This window comes from Herpetosiphon geysericola (genome assembly GCF_001306135.1).
GTDB classification, from domain to species: domain Bacteria; phylum Chloroflexota; class Chloroflexia; order Chloroflexales; family Herpetosiphonaceae; genus Herpetosiphon; species Herpetosiphon geysericola.
In genome coordinates, this window is record NZ_LGKP01000007.1 from 1 (window position 1) to 26264 (window position 26264).

The window sequence follows — 26264 nt, forward strand, 5'->3', positions numbered from 1 at the left end:
CTGCGGATTCCGCAGATGCGGCGGCTGTTTGGGGCATCCACGACGCGACGACCGCACCAAGCATCCGCCGCCGTCGCGTGGTTCGCCGCATGGAATCGTGCATTGGAGGCTTAAGTTACCACCTATGCCTACCTATCCCCAGCCCCCAACAACCAACTCCCAGCCTTACAACGGCATATTGCCATGTTTGCGCGGGGGCAAGCTTTGGCGCTTGGTGCGCGATAAGCGCAGCGCTTTGATCAAGGCTGGGCGGGTTTCGCGTGGCTCGATCACCGAATCAACATAGCCGCGTTCAGCAGCAATGTAGGGGTTAGCAAAGCGTTCTTCATAATTGTGAATTAGCTCAGCATTGGTCGCCACTGGATCTGCGGATTCAGCAATTTCTTTGCGGAAGATAATTGAAACAGCGCCGCTTGCGCCCATTACGGCAATTTCGGCAGTTGGCCAAGCAAAGTTAAAGTCGGCGCGAATATGCTTCGAGGCCATCACATCGTAGGCTCCGCCATAGGCCTTACGCGTAATCACGGTCAGCTTAGGCACGGTCGCTTCGCAATAGGCATACAGCAATTTTGCGCCATGGCGAATAATCCCACCATATTCTTGATGCGTGCCAGGCAAGAAACCAGGGACATCAACAAAGGTGATCAACGGAATATTGAAGGCATCGCAAAAGCGCACAAAGCGCGCACCCTTAACCGACGAATCAATATCGAGGGTTCCGGCCAAAGCGGCTGGCTGATTGCCAACGATGCCCACAGGCATGCCATCAAGCCGCGCAAAGCCAATAACCAAATTGGGGGCAAAATGCGGCTGCACCTCGAAGAAAAAGCCATCATCAACGATTAATTCGATCACGGCTTTCATATCGTAGGGCTTTTTAGGCTGATCGGGAATAATGCTTTGCAGCGCATCATCCATACGCTCAGGATCATCGGTTGGCTCGATGCTCGGCGCATCATCCATATTATTAAGTGGCAGGAAGGAAAGCAGGGTGCGCAATTGCTCGAAACATTCATCTTCATCATCAGCAGCAAAATGAGCCACGCCCGATTTGCTGTTGTGGGTCATCGCGCCGCCCAATTGCTCTTGGGTCACTTCTTCGCCAGTCACAGTTTTAATCACATCTGGGCCAGTGATGAACATCTGCGAGGAGCCTTTGACCATTAGAATGAAGTCGGTCATGGCAGGCGAATAGACCGCGCCACCAGCGCATGGCCCAGCAATAATCGAAAGTTGAGGAATCACGCCCGAAGCCACGACGTTGCGATAGAAAATTTCGGCGTAGCCGCCAAGCGCTACCACGCCCTCTTGGATGCGAGCACCGCCGCTGTCGTTGATGCCAATCAGCGGCACGCCCATGCGCATCGCCAAATCCATCACTTTGACGATTTTTTCGGCAAATACTTCGCCCAATGAACCACCAAGCACCGTGAAATCTTGCGAAAACACACAAACTTGGCGCCCATCGATGGTGCCATGACCAGTAATTACGCCATCGCCGAGAATGCGCTTGTTTTCTAGGCCGAAGGCGGTCGAGCGATGAACCGCCAAGGCATCGAGTTCAACAAACGAATCGGGATCAAGCAATCGTTCGATCCGCTCGCGGGCAGTTAATTTGCCACGCGCATGTTGCTTTTCGGCGGCCTTGGGATCGGTGGTTGCTGCTTGTTCACGTCGTCGCCGCAACTCAGCGATTTTTTCTGCTGTTGTCGTCATTGACAGATCTCCCACAGAATAGCGCTAGCCGTAGCAGGTTGGGCTGGAATGCAATGGCTACGGCTAGGGCAGAATTTAGGCAACTGTTTGCGCTAGATTATTAATTACGTCAACTAAAATGCGCCGTTCAGCTTGTTTGATACGTTCGTGCAAACTGGCTTGATCATCGTCGGGCAAGACCGCAACCTCAGCTTTGGCCAACACTGGGCCAACATCAACGATTGGCGTAATTTGGTGCACCGTGCAACCAGTGACTGGCACGCCCAAGGCCAAGGCATCGCGCACCGCATGCGCACCGCGAATCGCCGGAATTTGGCGGCCATCGCTGAGCGTGTAGCATTCGCCGCCGTCGTCGGGCAACAAAGCTGGGTGCTGATTGATAATGTTAGGAGTCCAGCGCTCAACAAACGATGCTGGCATTACCTTCATCCAGCCAGCCATCACAATCAAATCGGGCGTAAAGGCCGCCAATAATTGGCTAATTTGCTCAGCCCATGCTTCGCGGCTGGATTTTTTGGCCAAGGGCACGCAAATGACTGGGATTCTGGCGGCCAAGGTGCGGCTGATTGCTTGGGCTTTGGGTTGATCGCAAATCACCACGTTAATTGTGGCGTTGAGTTGCTGAGCTTTTTGGGCATCGATCAAGGCTTGTAAATTTGAGCCACTGCCCGATACCATCACGGCAAGCCGCATCATTGTGCTAACCCCCGTGCGGCAATGTCGCTGCGTTGATATTTGCCAGCAAATTGCACCAATTCGCTCGCGGCGTAGGCTTTATCGCGGGCTTCGCGCAAGGTTGGCGCAACTGCGGTGATACCCAAAACTCGCCCGCCTGCGGTCACCAACTCGCCTTGGGCATTGGTCGCAGTGCCAGCGTGGAAGGCCAAAACATCGCTCGGCAAGCGATCTAAACCTGTAATGACATCGCCAGTGCGGGGTTTAGAGGGGTAGCCTGCTGCTGAAAGCACCACACATACCGCCGCACCGTCGTGCCACTCGATCGAGACATCGGCGAGATTGCTAGTGGCAACCTTGTGCAGTAGTTCGAGCAAATCGCTTTTGAGCAATGGCAGCAGGGCTTGGGTTTCGGGGTCGCCAAAGCGGGCATTAAATTCGATAACTTTTACGCCGTTGGGTGTGAGCATCAAGCCAGCATACAACACGCCACGATAGGGAATATTGCGCGCGGCCATGATGCGCAGCACTGGCGCGAAAATCACATCGACCAAGGCTTGAGCCTCGGCATAAGGTAAAATTGGGGCTGGCGCGTATGAACCCATGCCGCCAGTGTTGCCGCCAGTGTCGTTATCGCCGATGCGCTTGTGATCTTGGGCGGCGATTAGCGGAATCGCCCGTTCGCCATCGCATAAGGCCAATAACGAAACTTCGGGGCCAGTTAATTTTTCTTCGAGCACCAAGCGCGTGCCAGCGTTGGTCGCGGCCAATTCGCGAATGGCGCTGATGGTAGCGGCAACATCGCCATCTTCGGGCACGATTACGCCCTTGCCAGCGGCCAAACCATCAGCTTTAACCACCCAAGCTTGTTGATCGGCCTCAACAAAGGCGATTGCAGCGGCAGAATCATCGAAGGTATGGGCAGCAGCGGTTGGCACGCCTGCCTCAAGCATAATCATTTTGGCGAAGGCTTTGCTGCCCTCAAGTTGCGCTGCCTCGGACGAAGGCCCAAACATCGCCAAATCGACAGCCTCGCAGACCTCGCCCAAGCCTTCGACCAAGGGCGCTTCTGGCCCAACAACCACTAAATCTATCTGTTCGCGGGTGGCTAAACCCACGATTCCCGCAGCATCGTCTGCGGCTAAATCGACATTTGTACCAAGCGTTGCCGTGCCGGGATTACCAGGGACGATCCACAGGTGTTCGCATAAAGGCGATTGGGCGATTTTCCATGCCAGGGCATGTTCACGTCCGCCGGCTCCAACAAGTAATACTCGCATTGCGTTGCTATCCTCAAATAGGCTCGTAACGGGTTCAGGCCTTATTATAATCCGAGAATAGCTAGTTGCCGATCGGGCCTAAACTCGTGATTCGAGGCTTTCGAGCAAGCCGCGTTCGCGGGCAATATAGGCTGCTGCGCTGCGGGTCGAAACGCCCAATTTGCGATAAATTGCCCGCAAATGGTTGTTGACGGTAAACGGGCTAAGCACCAATTCGAGCGCAATTTCGCTGTTGCTTTTGCCTTGAGCAATTAATGTGAGCAATTCGTGTTCGCGTTTGGTCAGCAACGGCGTAGGATGTTGGGTCGTTGGCTGGCGCAAGGTCACCATATCAAGCTCAAGCTGCTGGCCCTGCTCCCAATCGTGCTGATATTGCTGTTCGCCCAACAATTTTTTGGCTTCATCCAATAAATAGTGTTGAATGCGCTGCTCGGTGGCTGGCATTGGCTCGCCGCTTTGCAAGCGCAATGTATCTGCGCGACTGCTTAATTGCACCGCCCACGACCAATGATGTTGAGCTTGGGCAACCCGCGCCAACGCTTCCAACGAACTCGCGATCATTGGTAATAATTGATGTTGACGGCGCAGATTAAAGCTTTCGTAGAGCGAGGTCAATGCCTGATCGTGCTGCTGACGAGCGAGCGCAATTAAGCCTAATTGATGCAAGCCCTCGGCGCGATGCCATGGATCGTGTAATTGCTCAGCAATCGCAATGCTGGCTTCAACAAAACGCTGCGCTTGATCATAATCTTGCTGCGCGGCGGCGACAATGCCACAATGATTAAGTGCAAAAGCATCGCCCCACAGATGGCCCAAGCGCGAGAAAAGCTGATGCGCCCGCGCAAATAACAATGCGGCGCGTTTCCATTGACCTTGCTGAATACAGGCCCGTCCCAAATGATCCAGCGACCAAGCCAATTCATTATGATCATCAAGCTGCTCGAAAATTTGTACACTTTCCTCGTAGAGCGTGATTGCTTGAGCATAATCGCCGCGATGATAGGCAATTTCGCCAACGCCATGCAGCGCCAAGCCGATGCTCATGGGAATTTGCAAATCGCGAGCGAGGCTCAACGCTTGCTCAAAAATGGTTTCTGCTTGGGCAAATAAGCCTTGATTGAGAATGAACCAACCAGCAGTCGAGAGGGTTTCAACGCGTGCGCCAGAGCGAATGTTGCTGCTTGCTTCAAGCATGCGCTCGATCCACCAAACATCGCCATGGCGGCGGCGATAGGTGATCCACAGATTAATGGCTGGAAACAGCTCGATCGATTCAGCCACCGCATGATCAAGCGTCCATTGCAAGGCAGCGTAAATATTACCCTGTTCTGCATCAAGTTGGCGTAACCAAAGCGCTTGTTGCTGATCGCGCAAATGGGGTGCTGCTTGGGCAACCATCTGCAAATAATAACGGGCATGGCGTTGACAGATCGTCTGAAAATCTTCGCGCAACACTGCTTGCTCACGGGCAAATTCGGCGATCGTTTGCAGCATCGTAAAGCGAGTTTGGCCATCGTGGGTTGTTTGCTCAACAACGAGGCTTTTGTTGACCAAGGCCAAAACGGTGGCCACGACATTGGCTTGGCCAGCGCAAATCTGCTCGACAGCAACCATCGTCCAACTGCTTACCAGCACACTGAGATAACAAAAAACCGTCTGTTCCTCAGTGGTCAAGCGTTGGTAACTCCAATCGATGCATTGGCGCAGGGTTTGCTGGCGGTTGGGCAAATCGCGGGCGCCGCCAACTGGCACGTCAAGGCTATAACTAAAACGATTTAATAATTCTTGCGGGGTAAAAACCTTGGTATAGGCCGCGACTAACTCAATCGCCAAGGGCAGGCCATCGAGGCGCTGGCAAATGGTGGCGATACTTTGCGCATCGTTGGCATTGAGTGGAATATGCGGGCGAGCCGCTTTAGCGCGTTCGATAAACAGGCGGGTGGCGCTAAATTCGCTTAATTGCTCAATCGCTATGGGCTGGCTGCTCGGTGGCAAGCTCAGCGGCGGCACGGGCAAGCGATATTCGCCCTGCACATTCAGCACTTCGCGGCTCGTAGCTAAAATAGTTAATTTGGGCGCCAAGGCCAATAATTGCACAAGCAACGAGGTAACATCAATCACCTGTTCCAAATTATCTAAAATCAACAATAACTCTTGTTCGGCCAACCACGCCCCAACGCTAGCCAAGAGCGATTGATTGCCCAGCCGACTGATATTGAAGGCTTGGGCAAGGGTCGGCAAAACTAAATCAACATCGTAGACGTGTGCCAAACTGACAAATAGCGCGCCATCGGCAAACTGCTCGCAGACTGCGCGGCCTGCTTCGAGGGCTAAGCGGGTTTTGCCTGCGCCACCAGGCCCTGCCAAGGTAACCAAGCGAATCGTGGGATCGGGCAAAAGTTGCTCAAGCTGAGCCATTTCCTGAATGCGACCAAGTAGCGGTGTAACTGGAAGTGGAATATGGCGTGGAATTCCCATCGGCGTAATCCTATCAGTGATGCACAACACACCTCACAACTCTATTATAGTGCAAGCCCGCCGCAGAATATAGATGAGATTAAGAACATAGAACAGAGAGCATAGAACATAGAAATAAAGGATGAAGGATGAAGGATGAGGGATGAAATGCTAAATCAAAAGTCAAAAGTCAGAAAGCAAAAAAATAAACATTCTCGGTTTCTAGCTTTCGTGCGCTTCGTGCGCTTCGTGAATCAGTTCTTTAACGCAGAGGCGCAGAGAAGTAGTGGCTATTGGCTTGAGGCTATTGGCTATTGGACATTAATAATCTGCGCGAATCTGTGCAATCTGTGCAATTTGTGGCAAAAAAACTTATTCGTGAAATTCGTGCAATTCGTGGCTAAAACGTTCTTCGTGGTTTCTAGCTTTCGTGCGCTTCGCGCTCTTTGTGGATCAACATATCCATTGCATGTTCTCGTACTAGAGTATGATTGATCTTTTGAAAACTTGACGTACAATTAGTTAGTTCAGCTAACTAATTGAAATTTTAAGGATGTGCAACGTGCAAGCACAAATGGGAAAACCCCAAGCACAGCGTGGACAGAAAGCTGGCGGTGGTTCGGGGGGGCTTGGGCGTGCGATCGCCTACCTTGGTGCCCAACGAAAATCGGCAATTCTGGCCTATGTGGCCTTGGCACTCGCAACCTTGGCCCAATTGGCAGTGCCGCAGTTGGTGCAAAACATGATCGACGCGGTAACCGATGGCTCGATTGCGCGAATTATTTTCACGCAAGTGCCCGAGCCAATGCAAGCTGGCGCGGCCCAACAAGCTGGCACAACAATCGAGCAACTTCGGCTTGCTCAAACCAATGGCGAATCGTTGTTGATTAATGCAGCCTTGATTATTGTGGCCTTCGCCTTTGTGCGTGGCATTTTCTCGTTTGTGCAAGCCTATATGGCCGAAAAAACCTCACAAGGCGTGGCGTTTGATCTGCGCAATCAGATTTTTGCCCGCGTGCAACGCTTATCGTTTTCTTATTACGACCAAAATCAAACTGGTCAATTGATGATTCGCGCCACCGATGACGTGGAGAAAGTGCGAACCTTCATCGCCCAAGGTTTGATTTTAACTGCCCAAGCGTTGTTGCTCTTGGTTGGAGCATTGGTGATTTTGTTCTTCACCAATTGGCAGCTTGCGCTGGTCGTTGTGCCCTTGCTGCCCGTCGCCATGGTCATGTTTATGGTCTTTGGCAAGGTCAGCCAACCCTTGTTTGGCATTGTGCAACGCAAACTTTCGGCGCTCAACACGATCTTGCAAGAAAACTTAGCTGGGATCAAAGTCGTCAAAGCGTTTACGCGCGAGCCATTTGAAGCCAAGCGCTTCGATGTGGCTGCAACTGATTTGATGGCCCAACAGCTGCGGATTAGCCGTGTTTTCTCGTTTTTGTTTCCTGTCATCTTCTTGGTGGCTCAGCTTGGCCAAGCAGGAATTCTCTATTTTGGCGGGCGCCAGATTTTGGGCGGCACGCTCGATTTGGGCGAATACCAAAAATTTAGCTTGTATTTGGTCTATGTGTTCTTTCCCTTGGGCCAGCTTGGTTTTATTATTTCGCTGATGGCGCAGGCTGGAGCTTCGGCCAGCCGCATTTTTGAAATTCTCGATGCGAAGAGCGAAATTACCGACAAACCTGATGCCAAAGAATTGCCAGCAATTGAAGGCATTGTTGAATTTCGCAATGTGACCTTCCGCTATTTCGGTAGCAGCGATCCAGTCTTGCGTGATGTGAGCTTTGAGGCCAAACCAGGCCAAACCATTGCCTTGCTGGGTGCAACTGGCAGTGGTAAATCGACGATCATCAACTTGTTGCCACGCTTCTACGATGTCAGCGAAGGCGCGGTGTTGATCGATGGTCATGATATTCGTGATGTAAAACTCGATAGTTTGCGCTCGCAAATTGGGATTGTGCTGCAAGAAACTAATCTGTTTAGCGGCTCAATTCGCGATAACATCGCTTTTGGGCGACCAGAGGCGACGATCGAAGAAGTTGAGGCTGCGGCCAAAGCTGCTTCGGCCCACGATTTTATTATGACCTTCGCCCAAGGCTACGATACCTCAGTTGGCGAGCGCGGCACAACCTTGTCTGGCGGGCAAAAGCAACGGATTGCAATTGCCCGGGCCTTGTTGCTTAATCCACGCTTGCTGATTTTGGATGATTCGACCAGCAGCGTCGACTTGATGACGGAATATCGCATCCAAAAGGCGCTTGATCAATTGATGCAAGGTCGCACTAGCGTCGTGATTGCCCAACGGATTAGCACGGTGCTGAATGCCGACCAAATTTTGGTGCTGGAAAAAGGCCAAGTCGTGGCGCGTGGTAACCATGAAGAATTAATGGAAACCAGCGCCGTGTACGCCGAAATTTACAATTCTCAACTGGTCGGCGATGCCGACATTGCAGCGCTTGAAGCCTCAAGCGTTGAGGAGGCCTAGCGCTATGATGGGTGGATTAGGCGGCCCCCGCCACTTACTAGAAGCAGAAACCGAAAAACCCAAACGTTTAGGCGCAACCTTGGCGCGGTTTGGCCATTACTTTCGCAAAAAATGGTTTGGCTTTGCTTTGGCAATTGTGTTTATCGTGATTGGCACTTGGGCGCAGGTAGCTACACCCGATTTGATTGGCCAATCGATCGATTGCTATTTGTTGCCCAATCCAAGCGCTTGCTGGTTCGACACAATTACGCCTGAAATTAGCAATGCCGAGCGTTTAAGCGGGCTTGGCAGCTTGGTGTTGCTGTTGTGTGGCATCTTCATAGGCGCTTCGATTTTGCAGGGCATGGCATTTTATGCCATGAACTGGTCGGGACAACACGCCTTGCGCCAAATGCGCGAAGATCTGTTTGCCCAAATCCATCGCTTGTCGCTAGGGTTTTATACCCGCAACGAAGCTGGCAATATTATGAGCCGCATCACTAGCGATACTGATACGATTCAGCAGATGCTCGGTTTTGCTTTGCTCAACGTGCTTGGCGGGATCTTGCTGATTGGCTGGGTCGCAATCAAGATGATGCAGGAAAATCTGCAATATGCCTTGTTGAGTTTAAGCGTTGTGCCATTTATGGCGATTGCAACCTTCTACTTTTCTGGTCAAGCGCGTAAAGCCTTCCGCAAAACCCGCCAACAAATGGGTAGCGTCAATGCTGGCTTGCAAGAAAGCATCGCTGGCGCGCGCGAAGTGCAAGCCTTCAATCGCGAAGAAGAAAGCATCGCCCAATTTGTGCGGACCAATGCTGCCAATCGCGATGCCAACGTGCGGGCTGCAACCTTCACCAGCGCGCTCAACCCAGTACTCGAAGCTTTGGGCTATGTGGCAATTGCGATCGTGGTCGTGGTTGGCGGACTTTCGGTATTGCGCGATCAGCCACTCTTTGGCTCAAGTGCAATTTCGTTGGGTTTGGTTTTTGCCTTTTTGCAATACGTCCAACGCTTCAATCAACCAATTCAGCAAATTGCCGTGATGTGGACCAACGTCCAAAATGCAATTGCTGGCGGCGAGCGCATTTTCAACTTGCTCGATGAAATGCCCGATGTCATCGACAAGCCCGATGCCCGCGATATGCCTGAAATTGTTGGCAAAGTCGAGTTGATCGATGCCAAAGCTGAATATACCAAAGGCCAGCCAGTTTTGCGGGGAGTGAGCTTTAGCGCCGAGCCAGGCCAGACCGTGGCAATTGTTGGCCCAACTGGTGCAGGCAAAACTACGATCATCAACTTGCTGCCCCGTTTCTACGATGTAACCAGCGGTGCTGTGAAGATCGATGGCATTGATGTACGCGATGTGACGGCTGCTAGCTTGCGCCGCCAAATTGGCATCGTGTTGCAAGATTCGTTCTTGTTCTCCGATACGGTGATGAACAACATTCGCTATGGACGGCTTGATGCCAGCGACGAAGAAGTGATTGCAGCAGCCAAATTGGCTTCGGCCCACGACTTTATCGAACGCTTGGCCAATGGCTATCAAACGGTGCTTGGTGAGCGCGGCGGCGGCTTGAGCCAAGGTCAACGCCAATTAATCTCGATTGCGCGCGCGGCGCTAGCCAATCCACGCATTTTGATTTTGGATGAAGCGACATCGAGCGTTGATACCCGTACCGAACGTTTGATTCAACAGGCCTTCGATAGCTTGCTCCAAGGCCGAACCAGCTTTGTAATTGCCCACCGTTTGAGCACCATTCGCAACGCCGACTTGGTACTGATGCTCAAAGATGGCGCAGTGATCGAGCGCGGCACGCACACCGAACTCTTGGCCCAACGCGGCGCATACTACGATTTGTATATGAGCCAATTCCGGCGCGAAGAGGAAGTGGCGGTTTAGAACAAAGAACATAGGTTTATTAATAACCCACAAAGGGCACGAAGCATTAAGTTTCGTGTCCTTTGTGATTTAATGTTAAAAACGAGAGCGCGAAGCTATTTTGATCCACGAAGAGCACGAAGAGCACGAATAAGTATTTGAGCCACAGATGCTCGCAGATTATGATGATTAGGCTATGGGATTCATCCCTCATCCTTCATCCCTCATAATTTCACAACGCTGCGCCGCTGCGTTAAAAACTGAAACCGCAAAGCATACGAAGCTTGCGGTTCCAAAAGCCTACGTCCTTATGTTTTATGTTCTATGTTCTATGCTCTCTGTTCTATCTGTGCCAAACGCTCCAAGACCTCGCGGGCAAGTGCACAGGCTTGGCCACGATGACTAATCCGATTTTTTTCCTCAGGGTCGAGTTCAGCCAAATGCTTATCGTAATCCAAAAGATAAAAGACCGGATCATAGCCAAAGCCGCCGACTCCGCGTGGCTCTTCAGCAATCACGCCGGGCAAAATCCCCTCAACGACTTCGGTTGGCTGGCCGGGCCATGCAATCGCAATCACACACACAAAGCGCGCAATTCGGTCGTGAAACGGCTTGCCTTTGAGTTCTTCCAAGACCCGCGCATAAGCCCGATGCTGATTGTTTTGGTCGGGCAAGGCCCAGCGGGCAGTGTAGATGCCAGGTTTGCCATCGAGCGCCGCAACTTCGAGGCCAGAATCATCGGCCAAGGTTGGCAAGCCACTCATTTGGGCATAGATTTCGGCCTTCAGCAACGCGTTTTCAACAAAGGTCGTGCCAGTTTCCTCAACCTCATAATCGATGCCTGCATCGGCCAAGGTCAATAACTCGAACGGCAAGCCGCTGAAAATTGCCCGTAACTCGCCAACTTTATGGGCATTATTGGAACCAATTAATAGCTTTTGCATAAATCCTTACCTTAGGAACGGACATTTTGATGTTGTAAGACATAGCGATGTACCGCAACCGCAACCCCACCAAAGCGCGCCGAAGGTGCAACCCAATCGGCAGCCTCGATCGCTTGCTGCATACTGCCAGTTAATGAAACCCCAACTCCGGCCCAGCGCAACATCCCCACATCAGCATCAGCATCGCCAATTGCCAGCACTTCGCTTTGTTGAATGCCCCAGGTTGTGCAGAGATGTTCCAAGGCACGTTCTTTGGTGGCATCGTTATGTGAAATGACGGTTGAATAGACCTCGCCGCTGCTGCGCAAATAGCGAAATTGCTTTAATTGCGAGTTTCGGCCCACCATTTCATCGACGGCACGGGTTGCCAACTCGCCATGGCACAAAATTCGCGTAGGCGCCAAGCGCACAATCAATTCGAGCGACGAAACTGGCGTCGATACAGTGCGCGAACCAACTAAATTCGCTGCTTGGGCGGTGACGAAATTGGTTTCATCAATTGTAAACACAATCGGCAGGCTACGCTTATCGGCCATGGCGGCAATCCGCTGAGCCAACTCTAAATCAATCGTGTGATGAGCAATCTCCCGCCCACGTTCATCCCAAACGCGGGCGCCATTATGGCAAACGAGCGCAGTTGGGATATGCAAACGCTGGGCAATTTCTTGGGCAGCTTCACGGCGACGGGCAGTGGCTAAAACTACGCGAATCCCTTGACGAGCGGCTAAAGCCAACGCCTCGATATTGGTCGGGGGCAATTGGCCGCGATCATCAAGCAGGGTAAGGTCAATATCGGTTGCAATCATTCGAATTGGCATAAGCCCTACCGTAGATAGTTCATGCGAAGCGCATCAACCATCGATTACACCGGCCACACACGTTGGCCAAAACGCTCGATGTGATAGCCGTGTGTTTCCAACATGTCAATGATAGATTGGCCATGCGCTTCATCGCGCACTTCGAGAATCATCTCAATTCCCACCCGATCAAGCGGCAGTTGCCAAACCGCCCGCCGATGGTTAATGTCGATTACATTCGCGCCAGCTTGGGCAATCGCATTCACCACGGGAGCAAGATTTCCCGGACGATCAGGAACGCTGGTGCGTACCCGCAAATAGCGGCCTTGTTTGACTAAAACTTGTTCAATAATCCGCGCCAAGAAGTTGCCATCGATGTTGCCACCGCTCAGCACCACCAAGGTGGGTTCGTTCGGGCGCAAGCGAATTGCACCTTCGAGCAATGCCGCCACGCCAACAGCTCCCGCGCCTTCAACGACCATGCGGCTATATTGCAACACATGGACTAAAGCACGCGCCGCAGCATCATCATCAACGGTCACAATATCGTCAACCAATTGATTGATAATTGGCAATGTCAATTCGCCTGGGCGTTTGACCGCAATCCCATCGCAGATTGTCGCCGCATGCGGCACGGCCACGGGCTTGCCTGCTTGTTGCGAGGCGATCATCGACGGGCAGCCTGCTGCCTGAACCCCGATTAAGCGCACATTGGGGCGCAGCGAACGCAAAGCGAGCGCAATCCCAGCCATCATGCCGCCGCCACCAATTGGCACAACAACAGTGCCACCTTGGTCAGGCAACATATCGGCAAGTTCTAGGCCAAGTGTGCCTTGACCAGCAATCGTAAACGGATCATCAAAGGCATGGACGTAGGTCGCGCCAGTTTTGGCTTGCAATTCGCGGGCATACGCCCCAGCATCATCAAACGAGGCGCCATGCAAAATTACTTCTGCACCCATGCGCTGGGCTGAGGTAATTTTGGCCAATGGCGCAAACTCGGGCATTACTACGGTAGCTTTAATCCCATTTAATTGGGCAGCCAAGGCTACACCTTGGGCATGATTGCCTGCTGAGTGGGTAATGACGCCGTGAGCTTTTTCTTCAGCAGAGAGCGAATTGATTTTGGTATAGGCGCCGCGCACTTTGAATGACCCGGCACGTTGGGTATTTTCAGCTTTATAAATAATTTGGCCGCCAAGTTCTTGGCTCAGTTGTTCAGCTGGCAAGAGTGGAGTTTGGGTGATAATTGGGCCTAAAACATTGGCCGCAGCATAAATGTCATCAATCGTTGGCATAAACTTTTCTACCATGGTGAGTTCAATTCCTCCACAATGAGGATTGACCCGCATCATTGCGAGTCAATGGAGCTATTGTACCATAGCCGTTTTCAATTTCTGGTTTCTTTGCAAACGATTGAGCCAGCTTAAACACTCAACGAATAGAAATATTCATCAACAGTTTTTTGCCAGCCATGCTGCTCGTAGAGCCGTTGGGCTTGTACATTCGTAACTTCGGTTTCGAGCACGAGGCCTTTGCTCTTGGTGCTAATTGCCCAATCGCGGGAAGCATTCAGCAAGCCCGAAGCCACACCTTGGCCCCGCGCATGCTCAGCCACAAACAGATCGTTCAAAATCCAAATTCGTTGCATTGAAACCGAGGAAAAACTAGGGTACAGTTGACAAAAGCCTAAGCCAGCTTCAGGAGTTTGCGCCAAAAAGATGATCGATTCACTCTTGCTCAGCCGATCGTGCAAAAACGCGCGGGCGGCAGCACGATCGCTTGCTTGACGGTAAAATTGGCGATAGCCATCGAATAATGGCACAAGGCGCTCAAGTTCATCCAAGCCCGCTTGGATTATTTGCATCGCAACTCCTTTGTGCGGCTGCACACAATGAATGTCGGTCTTTAGTAGCTAGTATCGTACCATATTTCGCCGTACAATAGCAGTCAAACCATTTGTTACAGATCGCACAATCGCTGACCTTTAACGAGTGTGGAGTGGACGTTGATCTGTGCTGACGATTAATCATATTTTAGCGAGGAGCTTGCGTATATGAAACCACTGATCTTTGAAATTACCGGAGATATCGAAGCACCAGCCGAGACGGTGTATCAAATTATTGCCGATTATCGCGATGGCCATCCGCATATTGTGCCAAAAAAATATTTTAAAAGTCTTACAGTCGAGCAAGGTGGCATTGGTAAAGGCACCATTTTTGTAACCGAAACTGAAGCCTTTGGGCGCAAACAGACCATGCGGATGCATGTAACCGAGCCAAGCCCAGGCAGCGTTTTGGTTGAAACCGATTACGATTCGGGGATTATTACGACCTTTACAGTCACGCCCAATGGCGATAACCGCTCGAAACTGACCTTGCACACCCGCGCCGAAGCCAAACCAGGCCTGATGGGTTTGCTCGAACGCCTGCTATCGCCCGGCCTGTTGCGCAAAATGTATTTGGCCGAGTTCGAAACCTTCAATCAATATGTGCGCAGCAATCAATACCGCGGCCACGGCAACTAACAGAACCGCGAAGAGCACGAAATCCTCTTATGCAGAGAAACAGCATAAACAGTAATAATCCATCAATCAAATATTTGGGGTTGCAGGGGACTGAAAACCCCCTGCAATTCCCGCCTTGAGGCGTGACGGAAGGGTGGTGAAACAAGCTGAATTTCTATTTGCGATCATTATTGCGCCAAATGCTGCAATTTATGCGGATTGAGCATTATGTAAATTCCACCAATCTGCTGATCAAGCAGATCTAAGATTAATGTGCCGCTGGCGTGACCATCGACCATTGCCACAAACCCAGGCTGACCATTAATCAAGCGTGGCTCGAAGATACTATTGGCAGGCAATTTTGGCAGCACGCCCAACAAGAAGCGCCCAACCGCCGATGGCCCATAAATTGGATTGCGCGCTGCTTGCACCACGCCGCCGCCATCGCTGCGCAACACCACATCTTCGGCCAGCAAACTCATCAAGCTCTGTAAATCACCAGTTGCACAGCTTTGCAAAAATTGCGTGCTAAGCCGTTGCTGAACGCTTGGCTCCACCTTAAAGCGTGGGCGGGCTTGGGACACATGCGCTGCTGCGCGATGGCCAAGTTGGCGACAAGCAGCAGCACTTTTGCCCACAATTTCGCCAATTTCGCTATATTCGTAGCCAAAAACTTTGTGCAGCAAAAAAACTGCCCGTTCCGCTGGTGAAAGCCGCTCTAGTAGCACCAAAAACGCCGTCGATAGCGATTCTGCTTGCTCAAGCTCGCTGCTTGGTGCTGGCGTAATTAATGGCTCGGGCAGCCATTCACCAATATAGTGCTCGCGTTGCTGGCGCGCCGTATTCAGCTGATCAAGACACCAACGCGTGGCCACGGTTGCCAGCCAAGCCCTTGGGTTTTGTACAGCTTCGGCATGGCTTTGCCAGCGCAAAAAAACCTCTTGCAAACAATCTTCCGCATCCATCACGCTGCCAAGCATGCGATAGGCGATGCCAAACAAATAGCCCCGATAGCTCTCAAAGAGTTCAATGTGGTTCATGCTACGGCTCCTACAGTGCGCATGTGGCTTTGGGGCGCAGGCTGAAGCATGATTTTGGCCACAGTATAGCCGCTGGCAAAACTAGCATCGGCCAATTGGCCTTCAGCGCCAACCCAATCGCCAGCCAAATAAACATTTGGGCAATCGGCCAAAACCACTGGCGTGCGTCCGGCCAAGCCGCCAAATTGGGCTTGTGGCAAATCATAACTGACAGTGATTGAAGGCAAAAATCGGCTGGTAATCAACTGATCGCGCCAACCAGCTTGATATTGGTCAAGCAAGTTTTCCAATTCGGCGCGGGTTTGCTTGGGATCGCTCACTTGGCGCTGATCGAGATATTTCATCACATGCAACACGGTTTGGCCCTGCGGCGCAAGCTTGGCATAGCTCGAGTGAACCACCGCATAATAGGGCTGATCAACGCCCAACAAAAATTGGCGCGTTGGCTGGGGCAATCGGCGCAAGCCCAAATCCAAGGTTGCGGCAGTGATTGGCTGCATGCGTTGATAATGGCGTTGAAACAGCTGGCTCTTGGCCCCAATCAGCTCATTGGCTGCCTGCGGCGTGACCGCCAACACCACCGCCTCGGCCTGAATGCTGCTGCCATCTGCAAGCTGAATTGTTGGGCCTGCAAGGCTTGGTTGGATTGACTCAACCCGTTGGCTGGTGCGCAAATCAACGCCAAGTTGGCGAGCATTATCAACCAAGGCTTGCACAATCGTCAGCCAGCCATGATCAACATATAAAACACCAGCAAGCCCAGTTTTGATATTTTCTAGGGTTGCGGCGGCGCTTTGCAAATCGTTAGCAGCGCCATAGGTGGTCAAACGGCCAAACATCGCCAACAATTGACGGGTGCGCGGCTCGTCGGCCTGTTGCTCAATCCATTGGGCAAAGCTACGATCTACATAATCGGCTGGGTTGATGAATTGAATTTTAGCAAACGTGCGTAAAAATTGCCATTTGGCGCGGCGGCTGAGCAACGGCGTGGTCAGCGCAGCCTTAATCGAGTTGGTCGGATACAGCTGCTGCTCAGCCCACAACACATCGGGCGCAACCGGCTTCGAGCCAGTTGGCATCAGCTGCAAATCGCGCAAGATTCGCGCGCCAGCACCCTTCAAATATAAGGCATGCGGGCCGAAATTCAGCTCAAAGCCCGCTTCGCGATTGGTGCGGGCACGGCCACCAAACTCCTTGGCCCGCTCCAAAACGATAACCTGTTTGCCAGCCCGTGCCAGATAATTGGCCGCCGTTAGGCCTGCTAGACCGCCACCGATCACAACCATTGGTTTTTGGCTATTCATCGTAAAACTCCAGTATATAAAAATGTTCTGGAGTCAAGACGGTTCAGCAAGGCTAGATGTGACATGGATGCTTAGCGCTGTTCAACAGCTTTTTTTGCTTGATATGCGGTTGGGTTAGCATTGACCACGCGCTCGTGAAAATCGTTGGCGGTGGCTTGAATTTGGGTTTGCCAAGCGCTTTGGTTGCGGCGCAATTTGCGACGTTGCCAACGATTTGCCAGCACCACCAACGGCACGAGCACACTTATCCACGAACGTTTGATGCCAAGTTGGCGCGCAAGTTGGCGGCCATGAAAATGGTGGGTTAGCGCCGTCACCAAGGCAAACGAAAAGTTAAACGACCGATTAATTAACGGCTGCACCAACTCGCTGACTGCTTGGATCATCGCGGCGGTCAAACGGCGTGAGCTAGCATTGGGCGGTTGCATGCTGCTATCAACCCAATCCAACAAACGCGCCGCCGAAGCTTGATCAACGACGCTTTGATAGATGTTGGGATCGATTCCGAGCAAATAGCCAATATAGCGCCAAAGATGATACAAATCGCCTAATTCGGCAGCCGTGAAATCGATGCCAAAACGGGCCAGCGCAGTAAACGGCACATAAGTAAAATCCAGCCAAGTGCGAACCATTTCCAATTGATTGATTGGCAAGCCAGTTTTGGTTACATCCCAATTGCGTTTGAGCAATGAATTGCGAATTTGGGCGTGCAACAAGCGCACTTGCAAACTATGCACATAGCCAAGTCCACCGCGTTGCAACGCTTGCGGAATCGCAATCGCCATGCCCCATGTGCCAGTTTCGATGATCCGTTTGGTTGCCATGTGCTCAAGATCGCCAGTTTGCACCAACAGATCGGCGATCATTGGCGCGCTGTAGGTATGCACCAACGAACCTGGGCCGAGTGCCAAGGTTAGCCAAAGCACGCCGATCGAGCAATAGGCTTGGGCACCATGCTCCAAGCGTTCAGTATCAACCCACGCAGGCAGGGTTTCGGCGGCAGCCAAAAAGGCGCGAACTGCTGGAAAATCGCCCTTGACTTGTTCAAGTCCATCAGTTAAGCCAGTTTGCAAGGCTTGGCAGGCATCACTACCAGCTTGGGCAAATTCAGCAATTACTGCATCGGCCAACGGATCGCCCTGATAGGTAGCTTGGATTAATTGCTCAAAACTGGCTTTACCAAAGGTTTCTATAATGTTGGCGTGGTTGATGACACTGACTGGGGCTTGCATGAACGACCTCGTGGCTAGATTAAAAAAAGCACGCAGCAGCCGGAGCCACTGCGTGCGCCATGGTAGCAGTTTATTTCAATTCGCGTGACGAGAAGCCCAAAATCCGGCGGGCAATAATCAAGCGGTTGATTTGGCCAGTGCCTTCAAAAATGTCGTTGATCTTGGCATCGCGCATCCATTTTTCGGCCAAAAGTTCGCGGGTGTAGCCCAATGGTCCCAAGAGTTCAACAGCTTTTTGGGTAATCACGGTTGCGGCTTCGCCAGCTTTAACTTTGCAGGCTGAGGCTTCGACGGTGTTGGCTTCGCCTGAATCCATCATCCAAGCGGCTTTGAGTGTCAGCAACCACGCAGCTTTGTGCTGGGCTTCCAGCTCCAATAAATCGCGTTCGACGGCGCTCATCTCGTGGACAGGCACATCGTCGCGAATTGCCACCCCAGCGGCGGTCAATTGTTCGCGCAACAATTCCAAAGCAGCGCGGGCAATGCCCAAGGCCGAGGCTGCGACTGCTGGGCGAGTTGCATCAAAAGTTTTCATTGCGCCTTTGAAGCCCTTGGGAGCATCAGCGCTGGCAGCAGGTGCTTCAGGCTTGGGAATTTCGGGGTTGCCAAGCACATTATCAAACGGAATTCGGCAATCGGTAAAGACCACGGCAGCAGTATCGCTGGCGCGAATCCCCATCTTATGCTCAAGTTTGGTCACTTCCATGCCAGGCGTGCCAGCTTCGACCACAAAGGCCTTCATGCCAGCGCGGCCAAGCTTGGGATCAACCGTGGCCCAAACCACCACCAAACCTTGCGATTCTTCGAGCGACAAACGGCCACCAGTACAATAGATCTTTTCGCCATTTAATATCCACGAATCACCATCGCGCACGGCGGTGGTGCGAATCGCCGAGGTATCCGAGCCAGCTTGAGGCTCAGTCATGGCCATCGATCCCCAGACTGGGGTTTCGCTATCGGCGAAGCGGGCCAAGAAACGGCTTTTTTGCTCGCTCGTGCCAGCGGCAGCAACGGCAGCGCCACCCAAAGCTCCGCCTGGGGTGGTTAAATAAATGCCAGCATCGCCCCATGAAAGCGCTTCGATCAAATGCACCATGCGCACGTTGCCAGTTTTGGGCTTTTTGGGTTTGTTAGGGTCGACCGCAGTTTCGGGCTTATCGACCACACCAAACATTGGATTTTGGCGCATAATTGGCCACATCGCATTGATGTAATCCCATGGAATATCGTGTTCGTGCTCATCGAAATGGCGCGAGACAGGCCGCATCATTTGCTCGGCCACCATCTGCGTCATTTGGCGTTGGGTATCAATGCTTTCCGATAATTTAAAATCAATCGCCATGAGAACCCCCCATGTATAAAGTCAAAAATCAAAAATCAAAAATATAAAGTCAAGGGCAGAAGGCGAAAATCAAAATGCTAGAGCTGCTTTGATTAAGCTATTTGGCTTTCAGTCTTTTCTCTTTCGTTTCTGAACTTTTTGACTTTTGACTTCTGACTTTTGCTTTTCCTAGACCATTGCCAAGCCGTCGAAGGTGGTGAAGCCGCGGGCATTGCGCAGCCACAACTCAACAGGAAACTCGCGGATGTAGCCGTGACCGCCAAGAATTTGCAAGGCGCGGTCGCAAACCATCAGCACGGTTTTGTCGGCGTTATGTTTGGTCATCAGCGCGTCGCGGGTCACTTCTTGGTTGTTATCGAGCTTCCAAGCCGCTTCCCACACCATCAAGCGTGCGCCATCAATTTCAACCAGCATTTCGGCCAGCATAAAGGCGATTGATTGGCGTTGGCCGATTGCTTCGCCAAACGTTTGGCGATTGCGGGCGTAATCGAGCGCATATTCGTAGGCTCCCCGCGCAACCCCAATTGCCAATGCTGAAAGCGCAACTTGCGAACGAGCATACAAACGGCCAAAATCGATCCCTGCCTCGCCGCCAAGTTTGGCATCAGCTGCAACTTTGACGTTATCAAGGGTTACACGAGCAACTTCGAGCGCGCGCACGCCCATCAATTTTTCGCGTTCGCCAACGCTGAGGCCAGCAGTTTTGGCGGGCACAATAAAGGCTTGGGTTTGGCCATCTTCAGCAGCATAGATCAAGAAATGTTCGGCGCTGCTGGCCAGTGGCACATAGCTTTTGACCCCATTCAACACATAGCCATCACCATCACTGGTAGCTGTGGTTTGCAATTTGCGTGGGTTGAATTGCAGGCGTGGCTCGATCAAGGCCGAAGTTGCGTTAACGAAGCGTTCTTCGCTAAATTGGGGTAAAAGTGCTTCGCGTTGGGCTTCCGTGCCAGCTGCCAAGACAGCAAACGCAAAGCTTGCAGGAGCGCTCAAGGCCAGAGCACTAGCCAAATCGCCCCACGCCAATTCTTCCAGCGCCAACGCGCCAGTTACTGCCGAAAACTCGCCGAAACCGCCGTATTGCTCAGGAATCGACGAACCGACCAAGCCTAATTCCCAACCTTTGTTCAAAAGGTCTGCTGGCAATTCGCCATTTTCATCAGCCTCGCGAAAAATCGAACGTAGGCGATCCTTGGCAAAACGTTTGAGTGTATCAACAATCAGGGCTTGTTCTTCAGATGGAGAGAAGGAAATCATCGTTGCTCCCTCAAAGAAAGTACGAAGGATGAGGGATAAGGGATGAATTTAAATTACTGTTTCACCCTTCATCCTTCATCCTTCATCCTTCTGCAATTACATGAGTGTGCCGAGCTTCATGAGGAAATTCATGTCGCCTTTGAACTTGAGTTTGCCGGTCATAAACGCCATTTGGCTGTTAAGTTCGCCCTTGAGGATTTTGGCGTAATCTTCGGCCTTCATCATGAGGGTAACTTCTGGGGTATCAACGCCATTGAAGGTGGTGGTTGAATAGGCCACGCTGCCATCGGCTTTGGTCAATTCAAGGTTGAATTTACCTTTGAGATTTTGCAATTTTTCGAGGCGACTGGTGCTCATTTTAGCTGGGCTAACCAAGGCATCTGCCGAAGCGGTTTCTTCGGTAATCACGCCGCGCCAGGTTGGCTCGTCAAGCGTTACCGTCATTAAAGGATTTTCGACCGTGCCAGTGACAACTTCGCCGCGACCAGCGCTGTAGCTCACAGCATAGGCCGTTCCGTCTACCAGATATTGAATTGCATAGGTTGCATCTTCCAAGCCACTGCTTTGGCTGGCCAATTGTTCCGGCAGGGCGGTCGCAATGTAATCACTAACAGTTATCGTGCTGAGGTCTGCCATCGAAGGTGCTCCTTTGCAATTGACGCAGATTAAAAGAATTGAGAGGTTTTTTGGTTGCTTAGTTCGAAGTATATCATTGATTTATGACATACTGCGTCATGATTATAGCGAGGTTTTAACAAAGCTGCAATGTTGCACCAAATTTCACAAGGCACGAGGGTTACGATGCAGATAATTCCCTCCCTTTTAACAATTAACAACAAACCCCTTGAGCATGAGCTGCCCAAGGGGAATCAACCTCAACGTTCTATAACGCGAGTTTATTTCAGGGTTGCGTTCAATTCGATGCTTGGCACTGCTGCCAAGGCTTTCGAGATTGGGCAGTTGACTTTGGCTTTTTCAGCGATTTCAGCAAAGGCTGTTGCATCAATGTTTGGCACTTCGGCTTCAGTGTGCAATTCGATTTTGGTGATGCTGAAGCCACCATCGCCGCGTTCGAGATGCACCTTGGCAACGGTGTGAACGCTCTTTGGCTCGTAGCCACCGCGACCGAGATCAGCGGTCAAGGCCATTGAGTAACAACCAGCATGCGCTGCTGCAATCAGTTCTTCGGGGTTCGTGCCAGTGCCATCTTCAAAGCGTGAAGGAAATGAGTAGCTACCTTCGACTGCGCCACTGCCAGTTTTGACCGAGCCTGCGCCTTCGCGTAAAGAGCCAGTCCATGTTGCTTCAGCTGAACGTACTGCCATAGGAATCATCCTCCATAACTTAATCGTGGTTGTATGGTAACAGAATTTTGCTATTGTGTGCGCTGATTGGGTATAATATTTGCTGGCTGGGTTGCACCAAATTGGGCCGCGAAGCAAGCTATATTATTTTAGGAAGATTCATGTTAATCGATACCCATACCCACGTTCATAGCGAGCAATTTAATGATGATCGGGCGGCTGTGTTTGAGCGTGCTCAAGCAGCTGGTGTAACCCGCATGATCAATATTGGCTACGATTTGCCCTCATCACGCGCAAGCGTTGGCTTGGCTCAGAGCAATCCTATGGTTTGGGCCAGCGTTGGAATTCAACCACACTATGCCTTAGAAACTAGCGCAGCTGAATTAGCCCAAATTCGTGAGCTATTGGCGCAGCCGCGGGTCGTAGCCTTGGGCGAAATCGGCCTTGATTATTATCACGATCGCGCGCCCCACGATGTGCAAGAACAGCTGTTTCGCCAACAACTGGCCATGGCTCGCGAGCTTGATTTTCCGGTGGTCATCCACAGTCGCGAGGCAGTGGCCGATACAGTGCGGGTGTTGGATTCGGCGGCGCGCGGCCAAGCTGGCGTGATGCATTCGTTCAGCGGCGATTGGGCCTATGCAGAAGCCTGCTTGGATGTGGGCTTTTATCTTTCGTTCTCTGGCCCAGTAACCTTCAAGAAAGCGGTTGAATTGCAGGATGTGGTGCAACGTGCGCCGCTTGATCGAATATTAATTGAAACCGATGCGCCCTATCTTACGCCGCACCCATATCGGGGCAAGCGCAATGAGCCAAGCTATGTTGCTTATGTGGCTGAGGCAATCGCCCGTTTACGCAATTTAAGCCTCGATGAAGTTGCCACCATCACCACTGCCAATGCAGAGCGCTTATTTAAACGGCTGCTGGCCTAAGCCGATGCTCATCAACTGCTAACCCAGCAAGCCCAAGAGCCATTTTAAAATACAAGTAGCCCGCATGCTAGATTGAGGAATCCCCTATGCTGCAACGAGTTCGCGCTTTTTTTCAACCAAGCTATGGTTTGCTCACTTGGACGTTAGCCAGCATTATGGCCTTGCTAGTCGTGACCAATGTGGTTGAATCGGAATGGGTCGAAGGCTTTGAACGCATGCGGATTGTGGCGCTAGGCGGGTTGATAGTAGCAGCATTATTTGCCCGTTGGCAAGCCTTGCCAGCCTTTATTGCCCATGTGCTGAGCCTTTTTATGGGCTTGGCGTGGGCGATTCGCTTTGTGCCACTCGATCCACGTCTCGATGGTCAAGTTGATCGCTGGACGGATCTGCTGATTCGGGGGATTGCAGCAATTCGAGCGGCCAAAACTGGCGAACGCATCGAAGATTATTATCTCTTTTCGCTAGCTGGGTTGCTTCTGGCTTGGATTTTTGCCTATAGCAGCATTTGGTTGCTCTTGCGCTGGCGTTGGAATTGGCGCTTGGTTATGCTCAATGGTAGCCTGTTGATGGCCAATCTGACCTACGCCATTCCCAAGCCAATTGCCTCGTTCTGGCTGTTTTTGCTGGTTGCGCTGCTCTTTTTGGTCACCCAAACCTATGCTCAACGCCAACATACGTGGGATGCTGGCTTTTTAGAGCAGCAGGAATGGCTTTCGTTACGTTACTTGTGGGCGGGAGTGTTGGCATGCTTTAGCTTGGTTTTGATGGCAGCATTGATGCCAGCCAATATCACTAATGCCCAATTGCGGATTTTTGGCGAGAATTTGAGCCGCCCGATTGATTTCTTCCTGCCCGATAATGGTGCTCAACGTGCTGATCGGGGGCCGCAAGGCGTGGGCAATGTGGTTGTGCCAAATGGCAACGGCGCCAATTTTGCCAACAATACAGTGCAACTTGGCGGCGCGCGCTCGGCAACCAACGAAGTTGTGCTCGAAGTCAAAGCGCCTGCTGCCGAATATTGGCGCTCGAATGCATGGGATTTGTACAATGGCAAAGGCTGGCAAAACACAACTGGCGACATAGCCTGGCAGGTGCGGCGCACATCAACGCGCCGCGAAGCGCTGACCCCGATTAATCCCGATGATACGCTGACCCAAATTGACACGAATGGCCGCGAGCCATTTACCCAAACTATCAAGCTGATGCAAACTCGTGGCGATCAGCAACTGCCTGCTGCAACTTCGCCACTGACGTGGAGCGTGCCCGTGCTGGTGCAACACACCTTTATTATCTCCGATAGTGAAACGACGCTGCCAAACTTTGGCGATAGCGCGATTTATTTCAATCAAGGCCCAGCCAACCGCGATTTTGAATATAGCGTGGTTTCGCTCATTAGCAATGTTGATAAGCAAAGTTTGCGTAATGCGTCAACTGATTATCCGGTTTGGCTCCAGCGCTATCTGCAATTGCCCGATAGCCAAGCGATGCGCAATATTGGTGGCTTGTCGCGCCAATTAACTACGGCAGCAGGCGCAGAAACCGCCTACGACAAAGCGGTGGCGCTTGAAAATTATCTGCGCCAAATGCCCTATGATGATCAAATTCCTGCGCCGCCAGCAGATGCCGACCCAATTGAAAACTTTTTGTTCAATTTGCGCCGCGGCTATTGCGATTACTTTGCAGGCTCGATGGTATTGATGTTGCGTGCGCAAGGGATTCCAGCACGCTGGGTACAAGGCTATGCAACAGGCGATTACGATGCTGATCGCCAAGTCTACATTGTGCGCGATTCGATTGCCCATAGCTGGCCCGAAGTCTATTTTATGGGTTATGGCTGGATTCGCTTTGAGCCAACCCCAGCAGGCTATGTGACCGTGCCAATTCGGCCTGATGGCCCGCCACAAGCAGAAGATAACAGCGAGAACCCCGATGATATTGGGCCAAATGCAGGCCAAGTTCAGCAACCAGCAACCGATTTTGATGCCTTGCAAGATTTGCGCGAAAACTACCAAACCACCCCAATTCCAACGGTTGAGCCGCAAGCATTGCCAGTTGATGATGCAGCGCCTCCAATTGTTGAACGTAGCCCCTTCTGGCGCTGGCTAGCAATTATTTGTGCCATCATTGGCATGGTTATTTTGTTGCTCTGGGGATTGTTGCAGCGCGAATTTCGCGGTTTGCGGCCTGCGGCGCGGGCTTATGGCTTTATCGGTTTATTGGCACGCTGGGCTGGCTTGGAGCAACGCCCAGAGCGCACGCCCCAAGAGTTTGCCAGCGAATTGGCCAAAGAAATGCCTGGCCAGCGCCGCACCTTGCGCCGCCTCGCCGATGCTTATACCGCTGAGCAATATGGCAGCCATGTGCGGCTCGACCCTGAGGAAATTGAAAACGACCGCGCGATGGTCAGCAGAACCTTGTGGCCGCGTTCCATTAGTCGGGGCTGGCGTTCAATCCTGAAGCAAATCCTGCGGCCTCGTTGGCGCCGCTAGTTGGCCTAAATCTTGCTTTAACTAAATATTGGCACAACCCGTAGCTGCTGTTGTTCCCTCAGAGGGGTGATAACAGCAGCTTTTACTCGACATATGATCTCAATTTATTCACCTTTATGGGTGTTGTGCCAGTACCAGCCACACGCTACAATAGTACCTCTATGATACTAAAGTACTTGTATCAGTGTGGGTGGGGATGCTAGCAGCACAGTAGGAGACCAACCATGACCAAACGCATTTTAATTGCCGAAGATGATACAGCGATTGCCATGACCTTGATGATTGGCCTCCGCAGCATCCCTGATGTTGAAGTTGTTCGAGCCTATCATGGCGAGGAAGCATTGAATTTATGGTTGCAAGAGCCAGCCGATATTCTGCTGACTGATCATCACATGCGTGAAATGTCTGGTTTGGATCTGATTCGCGCGCTGCGTTCACAAGGCGCAACCCAACCAATGCTGATGATTACTGCGTATGATAGTGTCAAATTGCAACGCGAAGCCCGCGAGGCTGGGGTAACCGAGATGATTGCCAAGCCTTTTTTTATCGATCAATTAATCGATAAAGTTTCAGAGAAGTTGCTTGATGTAACGGTGGTTAACCAAGCCTAACTTGGTCTAGCTCGCTCAAAACT

21 protein-coding genes are annotated in these 26264 nt (G+C 51.7%); 6 read left to right on the forward strand and 15 right to left on the reverse strand.

What is annotated here, in order from left to right; all coding sequences use genetic code 11:
- Positions 1-165 precede the first annotated feature (165 nt).
- The 4 genes from SE18_RS02915 to SE18_RS28225 form a co-directional block, all read right to left on the reverse strand.
- The gene (locus SE18_RS02915) at positions 166-1716 is read right to left on the reverse strand and encodes an acyl-CoA carboxylase subunit beta (RefSeq protein WP_054532926.1); all 1551 of its coding nucleotides are present in this window, start codon (positions 1714-1716) and stop codon (positions 166-168) included.
- A gap of 75 nt (positions 1717-1791) precedes the next feature.
- On the reverse strand, positions 1792-2412 hold the full coding sequence (gene purN / locus SE18_RS02920; RefSeq protein ID WP_054532927.1) for a phosphoribosylglycinamide formyltransferase: 621 nt from the start codon (positions 2410-2412) through the stop codon (positions 1792-1794).
- Positions 2409-3671, reverse strand: coding sequence for a phosphoribosylamine--glycine ligase (gene purD, locus SE18_RS02925; protein ID WP_054532928.1), 1263 nt, complete (start codon positions 3669-3671; stop codon positions 2409-2411). The genes purN and purD overlap by 4 nt, the downstream gene beginning before the upstream one ends.
- A gap of 78 nt (positions 3672-3749) precedes the next feature.
- Positions 3750-6149 (reverse strand): tetratricopeptide repeat protein, encoded by a 2400-nt coding sequence (locus tag SE18_RS28225; protein ID WP_054532929.1) that lies wholly within the window; start codon positions 6147-6149, stop codon positions 3750-3752.
- Between the two features lie 532 nt (positions 6150-6681).
- Between SE18_RS28225 and SE18_RS02940 the strand changes: the two genes are divergently transcribed.
- Both SE18_RS02940 and SE18_RS02945 read left to right on the forward strand, forming a co-directional pair.
- Entirely contained in the window at positions 6682-8619 is a 1938-nt protein-coding gene (locus SE18_RS02940) for an ABC transporter ATP-binding protein (RefSeq protein WP_330218461.1), read from the forward strand.
- Between the two features lie 4 nt (positions 8620-8623).
- Positions 8624-10501: an ABC transporter ATP-binding protein gene (locus tag SE18_RS02945; RefSeq protein ID WP_054532931.1), complete on the forward strand. Its 1878-nt coding sequence runs from the start codon at positions 8624-8626 to the stop codon at positions 10499-10501.
- Between the two features lie 308 nt (positions 10502-10809).
- On the opposite strand, the gene rdgB is transcribed toward SE18_RS02945, so the two are convergent.
- From rdgB to SE18_RS02965, 4 genes are all read right to left on the reverse strand, one after another.
- The gene (gene rdgB, locus SE18_RS02950; RefSeq protein WP_054532932.1) at positions 10810-11424 is read right to left on the reverse strand and encodes an RdgB/HAM1 family non-canonical purine NTP pyrophosphatase; all 615 of its coding nucleotides are present in this window, start codon (positions 11422-11424) and stop codon (positions 10810-10812) included.
- 11 nt (positions 11425-11435) lie between these two features.
- Positions 11436-12242, reverse strand: coding sequence for an HAD family hydrolase (locus SE18_RS02955; RefSeq protein ID WP_054532933.1), 807 nt, complete (start codon positions 12240-12242; stop codon positions 11436-11438).
- A 44-nt stretch (positions 12243-12286) separates the two neighbouring features.
- Positions 12287-13519 carry a threonine ammonia-lyase gene (gene ilvA / locus SE18_RS02960; protein ID WP_170206264.1) on the reverse strand — a complete coding sequence of 411 codons (1233 nt, stop codon included), beginning with the start codon at positions 13517-13519 and terminating at the stop codon, positions 12287-12289.
- A gap of 128 nt (positions 13520-13647) precedes the next feature.
- Positions 13648-14088, reverse strand: coding sequence for a GNAT family N-acetyltransferase (locus SE18_RS02965; RefSeq protein WP_054532935.1), 441 nt, complete (start codon positions 14086-14088; stop codon positions 13648-13650).
- A gap of 189 nt (positions 14089-14277) precedes the next feature.
- On the opposite strand from SE18_RS02965, the gene SE18_RS02970 reads away from it, so the two are divergent.
- Positions 14278-14748, forward strand: coding sequence for an SRPBCC family protein (locus SE18_RS02970; protein WP_054532936.1), 471 nt, complete (start codon positions 14278-14280; stop codon positions 14746-14748).
- A gap of 167 nt (positions 14749-14915) precedes the next feature.
- On the opposite strand, the gene SE18_RS02975 is transcribed toward SE18_RS02970, so the two are convergent.
- From SE18_RS02975 to SE18_RS03005, 7 genes are all read right to left on the reverse strand, one after another.
- A complete protein-coding gene (locus SE18_RS02975) occupies positions 14916-15767 on the reverse strand; it encodes an RNA polymerase sigma-70 factor (protein ID WP_054532937.1) in 852 nt (283 codons plus the stop codon).
- Positions 15764-17071 (reverse strand): FAD-dependent oxidoreductase, encoded by a 1308-nt coding sequence (locus tag SE18_RS02980; protein WP_054532938.1) that lies wholly within the window; start codon positions 17069-17071, stop codon positions 15764-15766. The genes SE18_RS02975 and SE18_RS02980 overlap by 4 nt, the downstream gene beginning before the upstream one ends.
- Positions 17072-17142: 71 nt before the next feature.
- Entirely contained in the window at positions 17143-18303 is a 1161-nt protein-coding gene (locus SE18_RS02985; protein WP_054532939.1) for an oxygenase MpaB family protein, read from the reverse strand.
- 70 nt (positions 18304-18373) lie between these two features.
- Positions 18374-19645 carry an acyl-CoA dehydrogenase family protein gene (locus SE18_RS02990; RefSeq protein ID WP_054532940.1) on the reverse strand — a complete coding sequence of 424 codons (1272 nt, stop codon included), beginning with the start codon at positions 19643-19645 and terminating at the stop codon, positions 18374-18376.
- Positions 19646-19813: 168 nt separating this feature from the next.
- The gene (locus SE18_RS02995; RefSeq protein ID WP_054532941.1) at positions 19814-20905 is read right to left on the reverse strand and encodes an acyl-CoA dehydrogenase family protein; all 1092 of its coding nucleotides are present in this window, start codon (positions 20903-20905) and stop codon (positions 19814-19816) included.
- Between the two features lie 96 nt (positions 20906-21001).
- Positions 21002-21541, reverse strand: a complete 540-nt coding sequence (locus tag SE18_RS27785; protein WP_054532942.1) for an SCP2 sterol-binding domain-containing protein — start codon at positions 21539-21541, stop codon at positions 21002-21004.
- A 260-nt stretch (positions 21542-21801) separates the two neighbouring features.
- Positions 21802-22230, reverse strand: a complete 429-nt coding sequence (locus tag SE18_RS03005) for an OsmC family protein (RefSeq protein WP_054532943.1) — start codon at positions 22228-22230, stop codon at positions 21802-21804.
- Positions 22231-22370: 140 nt separating this feature from the next.
- On the opposite strand from SE18_RS03005, the gene SE18_RS03010 reads away from it, so the two are divergent.
- The 3 genes from SE18_RS03010 (at position 22371) to SE18_RS03020 (ending at position 26241) form a co-directional block, all read left to right on the forward strand.
- Positions 22371-23141 (forward strand): TatD family hydrolase, encoded by a 771-nt coding sequence (locus SE18_RS03010; protein ID WP_054532944.1) that lies wholly within the window; start codon positions 22371-22373, stop codon positions 23139-23141.
- A gap of 86 nt (positions 23142-23227) precedes the next feature.
- Entirely contained in the window at positions 23228-25630 is a 2403-nt protein-coding gene (locus tag SE18_RS03015) for a DUF4129 domain-containing transglutaminase family protein (RefSeq protein ID WP_054532945.1), read from the forward strand.
- 224 nt (positions 25631-25854) lie between these two features.
- The gene (locus SE18_RS03020; RefSeq protein ID WP_054532946.1) at positions 25855-26241 is read left to right on the forward strand and encodes a response regulator; all 387 of its coding nucleotides are present in this window, start codon (positions 25855-25857) and stop codon (positions 26239-26241) included.
- The last annotated feature ends 23 nt before the right edge of the window (positions 26242-26264 follow it).

What these genes read in the sequence shown, in the direction of transcription:
- SE18_RS02915 (WP_054532926.1), bottom strand. Translation starts at nt 1,716, where the DNA reads ATGACGACAACAGCAGAAAAAATCGCTGAGTTGCGGCGACGACGTGAA.
- purN (WP_054532927.1), bottom strand. Translation starts at nt 2,412, where the DNA reads ATGATGCGGCTTGCCGTGATGGTATCGGGCAGTGGCTCAAATTTACAA.
- purD (WP_054532928.1), bottom strand. Translation starts at nt 3,671, where the DNA reads ATGCGAGTATTACTTGTTGGAGCCGGCGGACGTGAACATGCCCTGGCA.
- SE18_RS28225 (WP_054532929.1), bottom strand. Translation starts at nt 6,149, where the DNA reads ATGGGAATTCCACGCCATATTCCACTTCCAGTTACACCGCTACTTGGT.
- SE18_RS02940 (WP_330218461.1), top strand. Translation starts at nt 6,682, where the DNA reads ATGTGCAACGTGCAAGCACAAATGGGAAAACCCCAAGCACAGCGTGGA.
- SE18_RS02945 (WP_054532931.1), top strand. Translation starts at nt 8,624, where the DNA reads ATGATGGGTGGATTAGGCGGCCCCCGCCACTTACTAGAAGCAGAAACC.
- rdgB (WP_054532932.1), bottom strand. Translation starts at nt 11,424, where the DNA reads ATGCAAAAGCTATTAATTGGTTCCAATAATGCCCATAAAGTTGGCGAG.
- SE18_RS02955 (WP_054532933.1), bottom strand. Translation starts at nt 12,242, where the DNA reads ATGCCAATTCGAATGATTGCAACCGATATTGACCTTACCCTGCTTGAT.
- ilvA (WP_170206264.1), bottom strand. Translation starts at nt 13,519, where the DNA reads ATGCCAACGATTGATGACATTTATGCTGCGGCCAATGTTTTAGGCCCA.
- SE18_RS02965 (WP_054532935.1), bottom strand. Translation starts at nt 14,088, where the DNA reads ATGCAAATAATCCAAGCGGGCTTGGATGAACTTGAGCGCCTTGTGCCA.
- SE18_RS02970 (WP_054532936.1), top strand. Translation starts at nt 14,278, where the DNA reads ATGAAACCACTGATCTTTGAAATTACCGGAGATATCGAAGCACCAGCC.
- SE18_RS02975 (WP_054532937.1), bottom strand. Translation starts at nt 15,767, where the DNA reads ATGAACCACATTGAACTCTTTGAGAGCTATCGGGGCTATTTGTTTGGC.
- SE18_RS02980 (WP_054532938.1), bottom strand. Translation starts at nt 17,071, where the DNA reads ATGAATAGCCAAAAACCAATGGTTGTGATCGGTGGCGGTCTAGCAGGC.
- SE18_RS02985 (WP_054532939.1), bottom strand. Translation starts at nt 18,303, where the DNA reads ATGCAAGCCCCAGTCAGTGTCATCAACCACGCCAACATTATAGAAACC.
- SE18_RS02990 (WP_054532940.1), bottom strand. Translation starts at nt 19,645, where the DNA reads ATGGCGATTGATTTTAAATTATCGGAAAGCATTGATACCCAACGCCAA.
- SE18_RS02995 (WP_054532941.1), bottom strand. Translation starts at nt 20,905, where the DNA reads ATGATTTCCTTCTCTCCATCTGAAGAACAAGCCCTGATTGTTGATACA.
- SE18_RS27785 (WP_054532942.1), bottom strand. Translation starts at nt 21,541, where the DNA reads ATGGCAGACCTCAGCACGATAACTGTTAGTGATTACATTGCGACCGCC.
- SE18_RS03005 (WP_054532943.1), bottom strand. Translation starts at nt 22,230, where the DNA reads ATGGCAGTACGTTCAGCTGAAGCAACATGGACTGGCTCTTTACGCGAA.
- SE18_RS03010 (WP_054532944.1), top strand. Translation starts at nt 22,371, where the DNA reads ATGTTAATCGATACCCATACCCACGTTCATAGCGAGCAATTTAATGAT.
- SE18_RS03015 (WP_054532945.1), top strand. Translation starts at nt 23,228, where the DNA reads ATGCTGCAACGAGTTCGCGCTTTTTTTCAACCAAGCTATGGTTTGCTC.
- SE18_RS03020 (WP_054532946.1), top strand. Translation starts at nt 25,855, where the DNA reads ATGACCAAACGCATTTTAATTGCCGAAGATGATACAGCGATTGCCATG.